Source organism: Phenylobacterium glaciei, from assembly GCF_016772415.1.
In the GTDB taxonomy this organism is placed as follows: Bacteria; Pseudomonadota; Alphaproteobacteria; order Caulobacterales; family Caulobacteraceae; genus Phenylobacterium; species Phenylobacterium glaciei.
Genome location: NZ_JAGSGD010000001.1, coordinates 1,787,884 through 1,802,151, shown reverse-complemented (window position 1 = coordinate 1,802,151; position 14,268 = coordinate 1,787,884). Strand labels below are relative to the sequence as shown.

Here is a 14,268-nt window from a genome sequence, read left to right as displayed (position 1 = left end):
GCCCCTGGAGACAAAGACGATGATCGGACCCTTGATCGACGGCGCGATTAAACGGCGCAAGGTCGTGCTGGGCGTCACCCTGATCGCCAGCATTTTCGGCTTCATGGCCTACAACGCGATGCCGCGGGAATCGAACCCCGACATCACCATCCCCTTCGTGTCCGTGGTGGTTCCCTATCCGGGGGTCAGCCCCGAGGACGCCGAGCGGCTGCTGGTCAAGCCGATGGAGACCGAACTCCAGAGCCTCGAAGGCATCAAGCAGATGAACGCGGTCGCCCGCCAGGGCGTGGCGATCGTCAACCTGGAGTTCGAGGCCGACTTCAACAAAGACAAGGTCATGGAGGACGTCCGGGCCAAGGTCGATCTGGCGCGCGGCAAATTCCCGCCGGACGCCGAGGAACCGATCATCGAGGAAGCCAACTTCTCTGGCGACCCCGTCATCGGCATCGTGCTGTCGGGGGCCGCGCCCGAGCGCGAACTGGTGCGCATCTCGCGCGACCTGCAGGACCGCCTGGAGACCGTGCCCGGCGTGCTGGAGGCCAGCCTCAGCGGCGGCCGCGAGGAGTTCCTCGAGGTCACCATCGATCCGGTCCGCATGGAGGCCTATAACGTCACCACCGGCGAGCTCGCCCAGGTGATCGGCCGCAACAACCAGCTGGTCCCGGCCGGCGACCTGCGCTCCGGCGCCGGCAAGTTCGCGGTCAAGGTGCCGGGCGTGGTGGAAAAGCCCTCCGACATCCTATCCCTGCCGATCAAGAAGAACGGCGACCGCCTGATCACCATCGGTGACATTGGCGACGTGCGGCGCACCTTCAAGGAAGCCAGCTTCATCAGCCGCTTCAACGGCCAGCCCGCCTATTCCCTGGACGTCTCCAAGCGCTCCGGCGCCAACGTCCTGGAGACCGTGAAAAAGGTCCGCGCCGTCGTTGTCGAGGAGCAGAAGCGTTGGCCCGAGACGGTCAAGGTCTCCTACATCTTCGATGAAAGCGACTTCATCGGCCGCACTCTCATCGTGCTGGAAAGCGGCCTGATGTCGGCGACCCTGCTGGTGATGATGATCATCGTCGCCAGTCTCGGAATCCGTCAGGGCCTGATGGTGGGCCTGGCGATCCCGGCCTGCTTCATGCTGGCCTTCCTGATGCTCAACGCCCTGCACATCACCCTCAACCAGATGGTGATGTTCGGCCTGGTGCTGGCGGTCGGGATATTGGTCGACGGCGGCATCGTGGTGGTGGAGTACGCCGACCGGAAGATGGCTGAGGGCATGGCCAAGGGCGAGGCCTTCGCCGCCGCCGGCAAGCGCATGTTCTGGCCGGTGCTGAATGGCACCCTGACCACGCTCTGCGCCTTCCTGCCCTTCATGTTCTGGAACTCGATCCCCGGCAAGTTCATGAGTTTCCTGCCGCTGACCCTGTTCTTCGTGCTGGGCGCCTCGATCTTCGTGGCCCTGATCTTCACACCGGCCCTGGGCTCCATCGTCGCCCGCAAGGCGGCCGTCGACGCCGAGCACCTGGCCGAGATCGAGAAGTCCGAGCGCGGCGATCCGCGCGAGATGAGCGGCTTCATGGGCTGGTATGCCCGCAATATCAGCTTCCTGGGCCAGCATCCCTTCCGGGTGATGTTCGCGACCCTGGTGATCATCGTCGGCGTCTTCTACTGGTTCGGCCACACCAAGCACCGCACCGAGTTCTTCCTCGACCAGGATCCGGAATTCGTGAACGTCTACGTCAAGGCGCGGGGCAACATGTCGCCCGAGGCTCAGGACGTGCTGGTGAGCCAGGTCGAGCGCAGGCTGCAGAACATCAAGGGCATCAACTCGATCTATGTCCGCAGCGGCAGCGGCGGCGGCGGCGGCGGCGGCCCCAACGGCCCGCCCAACGACACCATCGGCCGCATCTCGCTGGACTTCGACGACTATGAAGACCGCAAGGCCCTGGGTCTGCGCGGCAAGGACATCGCCACCGAGATCCGCAAGCGCGTGGCCGATGTGCCGGGCATGCAGATCGAGGTGCGGGAGCCACAGGGCGGGCCGCCCACCGGCAAGGACATCCAGGTCCAGCTGCGCGGTAACAACCCCGCCGAGCTCAACAAGGTGGCCAACATGGTCAAGGCCAAGCTCGCCACTGACCCCCAGCTCATCGAACTGGAAGACAACCGCACCTCGCCGGGTATCGAGTGGAACCTGACGGTCGACCGTGAGGCCGCCGGCCGCTACGGCGTCGACGTGCTCACCGTCGGCCAGGCGATCCAATACACCACCGGCGGCGTGCTGGTGGGCCGCTTCCGTCCCGACGACGCCGAGGACGAGCTGGACATCCGGGTGCGCTTCACCCCCGAAGGCCGCAACGTGGCCGCCTTCGAGACCATGAAGATTCCCACGGCCCAGGGCCCCGTCCCCGCAAGCTACTTCATCAAGCGCGTCCCGGCCCAGCAGGTGACCAGCATCCAGCGCCGCGACAGCCAGCGCCTGGTGCTGATCCAGGCCAACACCATGGAAGGCGTGGCCGCCAACCAGAAGATCACGGAGTTGAAGAGTTGGCTGGAGAAGGCCCCCATCGACTCATCCGTCCGCTGGAAGTTCACCGGCGCCGACGAAGAGGGGCAGAAGGCGGCGATCTTCTTCGCCACCGCCATGTCGGCCTCGCTGTTCATGATGGGCATCATTCTGCTGTGGCAGTTCAATAGCTTCTATGGCGTGCTGGTGACCCTGTCGGCGGTGGCGCTGTCGACCGTGGGCGTGCTGCTGGGGGTGCAGATCAACCTGCTGCACACCTTCGACTACATCTCGGTGATCATGCTGGGCACCGGTATCGTGGCGCTCGCGGGCGTCGTGGTGGGCCACAACATCGTGCTGGTGGACACCTACTACCAGCTGCGGCGATCGGGCTACGAAGCCGACGACGCCGCCGTGCGCGCCGCCACCCAGCGGTTCCGCCCGGTGATGCTCACCACCCTGGTGACCGTGGTCGGCCTGCTGCCCCTGATGTTCCAGATCCACCCGAACTTCCACAACGCCCATATCGAGTACAAGGCGCCGGGGTCGGAGTGGTGGGTGCAGCTCTCGGGCGCCGTGGTCTGGGGCCTGTCCTTCGCCACCCTGCTGACCCTGATCCTGACGCCGGTCCTGCTGGCCGCCCCGAAGATCTTCGCCCGCCGCTTCAGCTGGCTCTGGGCCCACACCCTGGGCCGGGGTCGGCCGCCGCGCGACCGCAAGCTGGTCTTCAGCGACGACGTGCCAAAGGCCGCGGAGTAAATATTAGGATCGTCATCCCCGGGCTTGTCCCGGGGACCCATGATCTCCGCCCCGCCGCAGGGCGAGCGACGCCGCCGCAGAGTCTTGCTGCGCCACGGAGATCATGGGTGGCCGGGACAAGCCCGGCCATGACGATCAAGTTGGTGGCTTAGCGCTCCAGATACGCCTTGGTCAGCGCCTGATAGGTCTCCATCGGCGGCGACTCCGGGAGCTCGGCCGGCGTACTCACCCGCGGCATCGGCCCTCCCAGGGCAGGTCGGGTTGGCGCATCACCTACTCTCTCAAGGTTCGAACAGGCTGTCGTCGACGGGCTTGCGCTTGGGCGCCTTGCGCGGCCGCACGAACATCACCCCGGGATAGCCCTTCAGCGGCGCCATGGCCTCGCCGCGCCAGGTCCAGTCGGCCATCTGCGCGACGCCGCCATGGTAGCGGGGTTCGCGGCCCGTCCGTTCCGCGAACAGGGCGCGGGGGATGTTGACCATCTTGGGCGACCGGGACCGCTCGTAGAACAGCGGCGTGCCGCAGCGGGCGCAGAAGCTGCGCGCCGTCTTGAGCTCCGGGTCCTCGTAGCGGCTGATGTGCCCCTCGCCGGCCAGGATGCGGAACCGGCTGCGCCAGCTCCCCACATAGGTGGCGTAGGCCGCCCCCTGGGCATGGCGGCTGGCGGTTGAATGATCATGCCAGGCCCAGACCGCCGGCACGTCGATCTCCAGCCTGACCGCCCCGCACACGCACCGGCCCTCCGACTGGACGGCGGAGGCCTTGGGTTTTGGCGCGGCGGGCTTTCGCATCTCGTTCCTCCTATCCACCAGATCGTCATCCCCGGGCTTGTCCCGGGGACCCATGATCTCTGTCCATCCGCAGATCGCGCGGCGCCCGCCGTGGATGCCTGCTGAACCAAGGAGATCATGGGTGGCCGGGACAAGCCCGGCCATGACGGCCAGATTTCAGTGCTCCCGCGTCTGCCGCCGCCACAGCGCCGCATATTCCCCGGCCTTCTCCAGCAGTTCCGAGTGGGTCCCACGCTCCACGATCTTGCCCCGCCGCAGCACCACGATCTGGTCGGCGTCGACGATGGTCGACAGCCGGTGGGCCACCACCAGGGTGGTGCGTCCCGCCCTCACCTTGCGCAGCGTCGCCTGGATCGCCTCTTCGGTGCGGCCGTCGAGGGCGCTGGTGGCCTCGTCGAGGATCAGCACCCGGGGATTGGCCAGCAGGGCGCGCGCGATGCCCACCCGCTGGCGCTCGCCGCCCGACAGCTTCAGGCCGCGCTCGCCGACCATGGTGGACATGCCATTGGGCAGGCCGTCGATGAAGGCCCCCAGCTCGGCGTCTTCGGCGGCCTTGCGCACCTCGTCGGGGGTGGCGTCGGGGCGGGCGAAACCGATGTTGGCGTAGACGGTGTCGTTGAACAGGGCCACGTCCTGGGGCACCAGGGCCACGGCGCGGCGCAGCGAGGCCTGACGGACCTGGCGCAGGTCCATCCCGTCGAGGGTCACCCGGCCCGCCTGCGGATCGATCAGCCGCAAGGCCAGCCGCACCGCCGTGGTCTTGCCGGCGCCCGAGGGCCCGACGATGGCCGTGGTGGTGCCGGGCGGGGCCACAAAGCTCACCTCGCGCAGGCCGGTGGAGCGCGCGTCGTGCTGGAAAGTGACGGCGTCGAAGACCACCTCGGCGCCATGCACCGCCGAGGGCGGCAGGTCGCCGGCGTCCGGCGCGTCGACGATGTCGGGCTTGAGCGCCGTCAGGCTGACCATCTGCTCCATGTCGATGAAGGCCTGGCGGATTTCTCGGTAGTTGAACCCCAGCATGTTCAGCGGCTGATAGATGCCGGTCAGCAGCAGGATGGCGGTGGTCACGTCGCCGATCCGCATGCGGCCCTGGATCACCTCCAGCCCCGCCAGCACGGTCATCAGCGCCAGGCCGATGTTCAGGATCACCGACTGGATGCCGTTCAGGAGCGACAGCGAGGTGTTGGCCTTCACCGAGGCCACCACATAGTCGCCCATGGCGCCCTCGTACTGGCGTACGGTGCGGGTCTCCGACCCGAAGGTCTTGACCGTCTCGTAGTTCAGCATGGCGTCCACCGAGAGCCCCGCCGAGCGGCTGTCGGCCTCGTTCAGCTCGCGCCGGTGGCTCAGCCGCCAATCGGTGATGCGGAAGGTGACCACCGTGTAGATGACGATGGTGGCGAACGTCGTCGCCGCGAACCGCCAGTCCAGCCGCAGCACCATCACCACCAGGGCCATCACCAGCTCGACCGCCGTCGGGCCCAGGTTGAACACCACGCTGCGGATCAGGAAGTCAGTGGAGCGCGAGCCGCGGTCGATGATGCGGGCCAGCATCCCGGTCTGCTTGGACTGGTGGAAATCCAGGGATAGGGCGAGCGCGTGGGCGAAGGTCTCCACCGCCGCCTTGGCCATGGTGGACTGCGACACCGTGGTGAACACCGCGTCGCGCACATAGGGGGCGCAGGCCGAGACCAGCCGCAGGGCCGCGAAGGCCAGGGCCAGGGCCACGAAGTCGGCGCCGATGGCCACAGCCGAGCCGGCCGCCGGCGACAGGGTGTTGATGGCGTCCCCCAGCATCACCGGGGCGGTGACGCCCGCCAGCTTGCCGACGAAGACCATGACCAGGGAGACGGGCAGCCGCCAGGCCAGGCCCTTGGCGCCCGAGCGCATGACAAGCCGCCAGAGGTCGGCCATCGAGGCCCAGAAACTGAACTTCACCGCCGGGTCCGAGACCGCCCCAGGCGTTGCGAACCGCCGGACACCGCCGGCGTTCATGAATGACACGTGGAAAATGCTCCGCCTAAATACCTGAATTTATTTGATGATCACTGTAGATTGCACGCCGCCTCCCGGCGTCATCCAGTCCACCCGCAAACCTGCGGCCGTGCTGCTGCTTCGAAAAGGTCCCTCCGCCAAGGGCGCGGCGGGCGAGGTGTCGATTGTCGCCGAATTTTCGGCGCCGTCGTTGAAAATCTTGATGGTGTGGACGCCGGGGCTCAGCGGCTGGGTCAGCGAGATCGCAAAGCGGCCCTCGGCGCTGGCCCGTCCGTCGGCGCTCTGGCGGCCATCGGCGCGCACGGTGATCGCCGTCCCGGCCTGGGCCACGCCCGAGACGACGGCGGCCCCCTCCCGGTCGAAATCGAACGCGGTGATGGCCGGCGCGGCCACCGCGCCGACGCGGATCGCCCCGGCCCCGGCCCGCAGCTGATAGGCCAGGTCCTGCGGAGTGAGCAGCAGATAGCCCTGGGCCTGGATGGTGCGCTTGCCCTGGATGGTGGACAGCCCGAACAGACGCGGCGAGGGCGACGGCGCCATGGTCAACCGCCAGAGCCCCTTGCCGTCCGCCGCCGCCGAGAGGCTCGCCCCGTCCGGACTGGCCAGCCGCACGGGCGCGCCCGCCGGCGCCGAGCCCGTCAGGATCACGCCCGCCGCCGTAGTCTCAATGCGGGTCACCATGGGGGGGGTGACATAGCCGGCCTCCGCCGCCGGCTCCTTCTTGGGGGCGATCGGCACGCGCGGCGCCTGCGCCCCACAGGCGCTCAGCAGCAGGGCTGCGACGATAGGAATCGGGACACGGACCACGGCTTGCTTGAAACTCCCTCGTCCAGACCCTAGCTAAACCACCCCGCGCGCCAGAAACTGTCAGCAGCGCGACCTTGAGTCCTTTTCCGGAGCTTACCGCCCATGGGGCAAGACCTCGCCCCCCTTTCGAGCGCCTGCGTGTTCTGCGGCTCGTCCGACCTCGCCGATCCGCAGTTGCTGGCCGACGCGGCTCAACTGGGCCGTGACCTGGCGGCCGCCAAGCTGAAGCTGATCTATGGCGGCGGCGGCGTCGGCCTGATGGGCGCCTGCGCCATCGCCGCCCACGAGGCCGGCGGCGAGGTGCTGGGCATCATCCCCCACTTCCTGAAGGTCCGAGAGCGCCGCCTGGACGTGGTGGAGACCATCGTCGTCTCCTCCATGCATGAGCGCAAACAGATCATGTTCGAGCGCTCCGACAGCTTCATCGTCCTGCCGGGCGGCATCGGCACCCTGGAGGAGATCGTTGAGCTGCTGTCGTGGCGACGCCTCGACCTGCACGCCAAGCCGGTGGTCTTCTACAGCCCGAACGGCTTCTGGGAGCCGCTCTATGCGCTTTTCAAGCACACGGTGGACAACAAGCTGACGCCGGCGGAGTTCATGGACAGCTGGATCTCCGTCGACCGCGTCGCCGACATCATCCCGGCGCTGAGCGGCGTGCGTCCCACCGAGCCGATCCCGGAGAGCGTCGTCGCCTCGATGACCTGAGGAACTAGCCAATCCCTCACGGAATTGGCTAGGCTCCATCGACCGTTCAGTGGGAGCGCCCATGTTCAGCAAACGCCAGGCCCCGTCCGCCCGCGACAGCGGCTTTGACCTCCTGCAGCACGAGATGGCCGGCGAGGCCGCCGCCGCCCTGGGCCGCATCGGCGGCAAGATGGAAGCCGCCCTGGCCGCCCTGCGCGCCCACGACGCCGGCGAGGACCAGACGGAACCCCGCGACGTCCTGCTCAAGGCCGCGGCGCGGGCCACCTGGATGTTCTTCGTCCAGCGCGAGTCGCTTGGCCTGCGCGACCAGCGCCCGGTCATCGCCCACCACCAGATCCCCCGGGAAGTCCTGCTGCGGCTGGGGGCGTCCTAGAGCGCCTTGCTCATGTTCACCCGCACCGAGTCGCCGATCGGCTCCTCGCTGTCGATGCGATAGCCTAGGCGGCTGTAGAGCCTGATGTTCTCCTCGAACCTCTGGTTGGTGTAGAGCCAGATGCGGCCGTGGCCGAGCCCGCGTGCGACCACCTCGGCCTGGGCCATCAGCCGGGTCCCTAGCCCCTGCCCCTGATGGCTCGGAGACACCGCCACGTTCTCCACCAGCAACTGGTCGCCCTCGTCGAGGGTCTCGATCAGGGCCGCCAGTTCGCCCGCCACGTACAGCAGATCGAAGCGGTGCTTGCGCACGGCGGCCTCATAGTCGGCCAGCATCGGCTTAGGCTCGCGGCCGATCAGCGGCACCCACTTGGCATAGGCCGCCCGCGTCAGGTCGCGGATCGCCGTGGCATCGTCCGGGACGGCGGTGCGAAGGGTGCTCTGGCTCATCTGCAACTCCCCCTCTCCCACCTGTGGGAGAGGAAAAGAGCGTCCCTACTTCTTCTGACCGCGCGCCAGGGCCGCCTTGGCGTCGGCCAGGTTCTGCGCCCGGGCCAGGCTCTCGTTGACGGCATTGTCGGGGGCGGGCGCCAGACGCTGGGCCTGGCGGTAGAGGCTCAGCGCCTTGCCGTAGTCTCCGGCGCTCTCGGCGCAGACCCCCAGGTCGTAGACGGTGTCCAGGTTCCCGGGCTGGGCCGCGTTGATGCTGGCCCAGGCCTGGCAGGCCGAGCCCATGTCGCCGCTGGAAGCGGCCTTGGCCGCGGCGGTGAACTGCGCCTTCAGGACATCGCTCAGCCCCACGCCCTTGGTCTTCAGGGTGGCTGACAGGGTGGTGTTGTAGGGGGCGATGTCGCGGCGGATGTCGCCGAGGATGTCGCGCTGGGCGTCGGTCACCATCGCCAGGTCGCCCGTGGACGGCGACTCGTTTCCGCACCACGAGGTGTTGCGGCTGGCCCGCTTCTGGGCGGAATAGACCACCCGGCCGCTGGCCACGCTCACCAGGCTGGGGGTCACGATCAGATCGACGTTCCGGCGCCAGCAAGGGATGGGGAAGGACTTGTATTCCTTGCACTTGTCACCGTCCCAACGCACGCAGCGGCTCTCGCTGCCCTGGTAGGACGAGGTGTTGAAGTCGGTGCCCACCGTGCCCAGGATCACCCCCTGCGCGCCCACCGAGCGGCCATAGCCCGCCGCGGCGCCGGGATTGCTGGGACCGCCGGTGGCCACCACGTTGAAATAGGGCCGGCCGTCGAAGGTGGCGGAGAACAGTTCGGCCTGCAGGGCCGACTGAAACTCGCGCCCGCCATAGCCGTCGAAGTCGGCGACGGCTATGTTGCGGATATTGGCCGTCTCGGCATAGCGCGCCGGGAAGCGGGCGCTGATATCGACGGTGGTGGCGCAAGCGCTCAACACCATCATCAAACCGGCGCAAACCGCCAGCCGACCGATCAGACGCAAACCCATGGCCGTCCCTCCACCCAGAATGGGGGCAACAGTAACAGCCAAGCTTGAAACCGCAATCCAGAGTCGAGACGGCGACCTACTTCGTCACTGCGTCCCTAAACCCATTCACGATGGGATAGCGCCGATCGCGGCCAAACGCGCGGGGCCCGATCTTCACCCCCGGCGCGGCCTGACGGCGCTTGTATTCGGAATTGTAGAGCAGCCGCTGCACCCGCTCGACCGTCTCGGGCGCGTGGCCACGGCTGACGATCTCGTCGAGGGTCGCCTCCTCCTCCACCAGCCCATGCAGGATGGCGTCGAGTTCGGCGTATTCGGGCAGGCTGTCCTGGTCCTTCTGGTCGGGCCGCAGCTCGGCCGAGGGCGCCTTGGTAAGGATCCGCTCGGGGATCGGCGAGACCGCCACGCCGTAGGGGTCGTTGGCGTTGCGCCAAGCGCAGACCTCATAGACCTGGGTCTTGTACAGGTCCTTCAGCACGTTGTAGCCGCCGCACATGTCGCCGTAGAGGGTGGCGTAGCCCACCGCCATCTCGCTCTTGTTGCCGGTGGTCAGCAGCATGGAGCCCAGCTTGTTGGACAGCGCCATCAGGGCCAGGCCCCGGGTGCGCGCCTGGATGTTCTCCTCGGTCAGGTCGGGCGCCCGGTTCTCATAGAGCGGGGTCAGCATCTGCGCGAAGGCGTCCACCGCCGGCGAGATGGCGATCTCATCCAGCCGCACCCCCAGCCGCGCCGCGCAGCCGGCCGCATCGTCCAGGCTGTCCTGGCTGGTGTAGCGCGACGGCAGCATGAAGCAGCGGACCCGGTCGGGACCCAGGGCGTCGGCGGCCACCACCGCGACGATGGCCGAATCAACCCCGCCGGAAAGTCCAAGCAAAACACCGGGGAATCCCGACTTGTTCACGTAGTCTCTCAGGCCCAGCACCATGGCCCGGTAGACCTCCTCGGGCCCCGAGACCCAGTCGTCCATCGGCGCCTCGACGCAGACCCAGACCCCGTCGTCGGCCTTTTCCCAGACGGTCAGGGCCAGCGCCTCCTCGAACATCGGCAGACGCATGACCAACTGCCCGGTCGCCGACAGGGCGAAGGAGCCGCCGTCGAACACCAGCTCGTCCTGGCCGCCCACCTCGTTGACATAGACCATCGGCAGGCCGGTCTCGGCGACCCGGGCGCTGGCCACCCCCATCCGCTCGGTGTCGGCCAGCCGGCGGAACGGCGAGCCGTTGGGCACCAGCAGGATCTCGGCGCCCTGGGCCTTCAGGTCGGCGCAGACACCCGCCGCCCAGATGTCCTCGCAGACCGGGACCCCCAGCTTGACGCCCTTCCACTCGAACACCGACGGGCCGAGGCCGGGCTCGAACACCCGCTTCTCGTCGAACACGCCGTAGTTGGGCAGGTCACACTTGAAGGCCACGCCCTTCACTTCGCCATCGGCCAGGAAGGCCAGGGCGTTCCGGGGCTTGCGACCAGGGCCTTCGGCGGGCCAGATCAGCCCCACCAGGGCCGCGCAGCTATCCTTGGTGACGAGCGCCAGCCGCTCGACCGCAGCCTTGCCGGCGGCCCACAGGGCAGGCTTCAGGGCCAGGTCCTCCGGCGGATAGCCGGTGAGGAACAGCTCGGAAAACAGCGCGATGTCCGCCCCGGCCGCGTGGGCCTCAGCTATGCGCTCACGGGCAAGTTTTTCATTGGCGGCGATGGCCCCGACCGTGGGGTTGGCCTGGATGGCGGCGATGACGAGACGATGGGTCATGCTTCGTCATGTAGCCGCGCCGCCCGCCCCTCGCCACCCCGGAAACTCAAGCTCCGTCAGCGAACGCAAGGCCGACGCATCCCTCCGCTCATCCCGGCGAAGGTCGGCGCGCCAGCCCGCTACGCCCCCGGGTGCAGGCCGGGCGCTTCCTGGCCTGTGCGGGACACGTATTCTGTATAGCCGCCGTCGTATCGATGGACGCCTTCCGGCGTCAGTTCCAGCACCCGGTTTGACAGCGCCGCCAGGAAATGGCGGTCGTGGCTGACGAAGAGCATCGTGCCCTCAAAGTCCGCCAGAGCCGCGACCAGCATCTCCTTGGTCGCCATGTCGAGGTGGTTGGTGGGCTCGTCGAGCACCAGCAGGTTCGGCGGATCGAACAGCATCTTGGCCATGACCAGGCGCGCCTTCTCGCCGCCGGACAGGACGCGGCAGGGCTTTTCCACGTCATCGCCGGAGAAGCCGAAACATCCCGCCAAGGTGCGCAACGAACCCTGCCCCGCCTGAGGGAACGCGCCATCCAGAGACTCGAAGATGGTCTCTTCGCCGTCCAGCAGGTCCATGGAGTGCTGGGCGAAATAGCCCATCCTCACGCTGGCCCCGATGCCGACCGTGCCCTGGTCAGGCGCCGTCGCGCCGGCCACGAGCTTCAACAGCGTCGACTTGCCGGCGCCGTTCGCGCCCAGGACGCACCAGCGCTCCTTGCGGCGCACCAGCAGATCGAGGCCCTCATAGATCGGCTGGTCGCCGTAGCCCTTATGGACATTGCGCAGGCTGATCACGTCGTCACCCGACCGAGGCGGGCTCCGAAACTCGAACTGGACCGACTGGCGACGCCGCGGCGCCTCGACGCGTTCGATCTTGTCGAGCTTCTTGACCCGGCTCTGGACCTGGGCGGCGTGGCTGGCGCGCGCCTTGAACTTCTCGATGAACTTGATTTCCTTGGCCAGCATGGCCTGCTGGCGCTCGTACTGCGCCTGGCGTTGCTGTTCACCGAGCGCGCGCTGCTGATCGTAGAAGTCCAGATCGCCCGCATAGGTGATGAGCGAACCGCCGTCGATCTCCACCACCTTGCCGATGATGCGGTTCATGAACGCGCGGTCGTGCGACGTCATCAGCAGCGCGCCGTCGTAGGTCTTGAGGAACGCCTCAAGCCAGATCAGGCTTTCCAGGTCGAGGTGGTTGCTGGGCTCGTCCAGCAGCATACCGTCGGGCCGCATAAGCAGGATGCGGGCCAGCGCCACGCGCATCTTCCAGCCGCCCGACAGCAGGCCGACGTCGCCGTCCATGCGCTCCTGGCTGAAGCTCAGGCCCGCCAGCACCTCGCGGGCGCGGGCGTCCAGGGCATAGCCGTCCAGTTCCTGGAAGCGCTCCATCACCTCGCCGTAGCGCTCCATGGTGGCGTCCAGCTGATCGGCCTGGTCCGGATCGACCATGGCGGCTTCGAGGCTTGCCATTTCGGTGGCCAGGGCGCTGACGGGCCCGACGCCATCCATCACCACGGCGACCGCGCTCTGGCCCGACATCTCGCCGACATCCTGGCTGAAATAGCCGATGGTCATGCCAGGATCGATCACGACGAGCCCGTCGTCGGGCTGCTCCTGACCGGTGATCATGCGGAACAGCGTCGTCTTGCCGGCGCCGTTCGGACCGACCAGTCCGACCTTCTCGCCCTTCTGGACCCCCATCGAGGCTTCGATGAACAGGATCTGGTGGCCGTTTTGCTTGGAAATATTGTCGAGGCGGATCATGCGCGGTCTGCTAGCCCGGCTCGGTGGCGAAGGCCAGCCTCAGGGCCACCCGGGAATTCGTCGCGTCCAGAAAACCATTCACGTCATCCCGGCCGCAGCGAAGCGGAGAGCCGGGACCCAGGGGCCAAGCCCGTCACCTGGGTCCCGGGTCTCCCCTACGGGTCGCCCAGGATGACGGTCTTATTCTGACAGCGGAGTGCGCCCTCTCATCCGGCGCGTCAAACCGCATCCCCTCTCCGCACGGAAGACGGGGCAGCCCAACCCGAACCTCGAACAGCTAGTCGTCGCGGTGAACGCGTTCCCGGCGCTCGTGGCGTTCCTGCGCCTCGAGGCTGAGCGTCGCGGTCGGCCGCGCGTCGAGACGGGCGATGCCGATCGGCTCGCCGGTGTCTTCGCAATAGCCGTAGGAGCCATCGGCGATGCGGCGCAGGGCTTCGTCGATCTTGGAGATCAACTTACGCTGGCGATCGCGGGTCCGCAGTTCCAGGGATCGGTCGGTTTCCGACGTCGCCCGGTCCGCGAGATCCGGATGGTTCTCGGTTTCGCTCTGCAGGTGGACGAGCGTCTCGCGGGATTCCCGCAGGATGTCGTCTTTCCACGCTTGGAGCTTCTGCTTGAAATACTCAAGCTGACGCTCATTCATGAAGGGCTCGTCCTCGGAAGGAAGATAACCCGGCTTGTCAGCCATGACTGCGGCTGTGGTCATTTACGCCTCACGCCCCCTGGAGTACCGCCCCTTAAGACACGCTGGGCGCTTATACCAAAACGATTTAACGATTCAACGCGGCTCGCGCGTCGCGCACCATTAAGCCGCACGTTTCGCGCATTCGAGCTTGGCCAGCTCTACCGCGGCCCGGGTTTCAATCTCGTCAAGAACCCCTTCCAGGCGAGTATCCTCGGTAGCTTCCCGCTCATCGCGGATGGCGGAACGCAGGGCATCCAGCTTGCTTTCCGACATGTCGCCAGACAGCAGGCCCAGTTTCACCTCGTCCAGCACGTCCAGCAGGCGGCCGGCCCGGCGCACCGCGCGGCGGCGGCGTTCCAGCGGTCCGCCCATCTCCTGCAACGCTAGGATGGCGTCCACGTTCATGACGCCCGAGAGGCCCGTGGCGCGGGCGGCCTGGACCGGGGCCGAGGCCGCGCCGGCGGTCGGCAGGCGGAAACCCTGCCCATCTGCGCCGCGGGGCTTTGACGCCCCGTTCGCCGATCCCACGCCGCTTGTTCCGTTGACCTTCATGGGTGAGTCGAACTCTTGACCTGACGTTTCGCCCTCAGTCATCGGCCCGGCATGCTTAGGGTATGGTTAATGCCGGGCAACTTCTGCCGCCACGGCGCCGTCTGCCGCGCGGCGCGAATCGACAACCCCTGGAATCATTAGGGTTTTCACCG

12 protein-coding genes are annotated in these 14,268 nt (G+C 67.5%); 3 read left to right on the top strand and 9 right to left on the bottom strand.

What is annotated here, in order from left to right; genetic code table 11:
- Positions 1 to 19: 19 nt before the first annotated feature.
- Positions 20 to 3,253: an efflux RND transporter permease subunit gene (locus tag JKL49_RS08710; RefSeq protein ID WP_215339818.1), complete on the top strand. Its 3,234-nt coding sequence runs from the start codon at positions 20 to 22 to the stop codon at positions 3,251 to 3,253.
- 281 nt (positions 3,254 to 3,534) lie between these two features.
- On the opposite strand, the gene JKL49_RS08705 is transcribed toward JKL49_RS08710, so the two are convergent.
- From JKL49_RS08705 to JKL49_RS08695, 3 genes are all read right to left on the bottom strand, one after another.
- Positions 3,535 to 4,044, bottom strand: a complete 510-nt coding sequence (locus tag JKL49_RS08705; RefSeq protein WP_215339817.1) for a GFA family protein — start codon at positions 4,042 to 4,044, stop codon at positions 3,535 to 3,537.
- A 156-nt stretch (positions 4,045 to 4,200) separates the two neighbouring features.
- Positions 4,201 to 6,039, bottom strand: a complete 1,839-nt coding sequence (locus tag JKL49_RS08700; protein WP_215342742.1) for an ABCB family ABC transporter ATP-binding protein/permease — start codon at positions 6,037 to 6,039, stop codon at positions 4,201 to 4,203.
- 39 nt (positions 6,040 to 6,078) lie between these two features.
- On the bottom strand, positions 6,079 to 6,846 hold the full coding sequence (locus JKL49_RS08695) for an Ig-like domain-containing protein (RefSeq protein WP_215339816.1): 768 nt from the start codon (positions 6,844 to 6,846) through the stop codon (positions 6,079 to 6,081).
- Positions 6,847 to 6,948: 102 nt separating this feature from the next.
- On the opposite strand from JKL49_RS08695, the gene JKL49_RS08690 reads away from it, so the two are divergent.
- On the top strand, positions 6,949 to 7,551 hold the full coding sequence (locus JKL49_RS08690) for an LOG family protein (protein ID WP_215339815.1): 603 nt from the start codon (positions 6,949 to 6,951) through the stop codon (positions 7,549 to 7,551).
- Positions 7,552 to 7,612: 61 nt separating this feature from the next.
- A complete protein-coding gene (locus tag JKL49_RS08685) occupies positions 7,613 to 7,924 on the top strand; it encodes a DUF6665 family protein (RefSeq protein ID WP_215339814.1) in 312 nt (103 codons plus the stop codon).
- On the opposite strand, the gene JKL49_RS08680 is transcribed toward JKL49_RS08685, so the two are convergent.
- The 6 genes from JKL49_RS08680 to fliX form a co-directional block, all read right to left on the bottom strand.
- Positions 7,921 to 8,373: a GNAT family N-acetyltransferase gene (locus JKL49_RS08680; RefSeq protein ID WP_215339813.1), complete on the bottom strand. Its 453-nt coding sequence runs from the start codon at positions 8,371 to 8,373 to the stop codon at positions 7,921 to 7,923. The two genes, JKL49_RS08685 and JKL49_RS08680, sit on opposite strands and share 4 nt — an antisense overlap.
- A gap of 45 nt (positions 8,374 to 8,418) precedes the next feature.
- Positions 8,419 to 9,387, bottom strand: coding sequence for a tetratricopeptide repeat protein (locus JKL49_RS08675; protein WP_215339812.1), 969 nt, complete (start codon positions 9,385 to 9,387; stop codon positions 8,419 to 8,421).
- Positions 9,388 to 9,463: 76 nt separating this feature from the next.
- On the bottom strand, positions 9,464 to 11,131 hold the full coding sequence (locus JKL49_RS08670) for an NAD+ synthase (protein ID WP_215339811.1): 1,668 nt from the start codon (positions 11,129 to 11,131) through the stop codon (positions 9,464 to 9,466).
- A 119-nt stretch (positions 11,132 to 11,250) separates the two neighbouring features.
- Positions 11,251 to 12,879, bottom strand: a complete 1,629-nt coding sequence (locus JKL49_RS08665) for an ABC-F family ATP-binding cassette domain-containing protein (protein ID WP_215339810.1) — start codon at positions 12,877 to 12,879, stop codon at positions 11,251 to 11,253.
- 277 nt (positions 12,880 to 13,156) lie between these two features.
- Complete coding sequence (gene dksA / locus JKL49_RS08660; protein ID WP_215339809.1) at positions 13,157 to 13,585, bottom strand: RNA polymerase-binding protein DksA; 429 nt, start codon at positions 13,583 to 13,585, stop codon at positions 13,157 to 13,159.
- 99 nt (positions 13,586 to 13,684) lie between these two features.
- The gene (fliX, locus tag JKL49_RS08655) at positions 13,685 to 14,116 is read right to left on the bottom strand and encodes a flagellar assembly regulator FliX (protein WP_215339808.1); all 432 of its coding nucleotides are present in this window, start codon (positions 14,114 to 14,116) and stop codon (positions 13,685 to 13,687) included.
- Between the last annotated feature and the right edge of the window lie 152 nt (positions 14,117 to 14,268).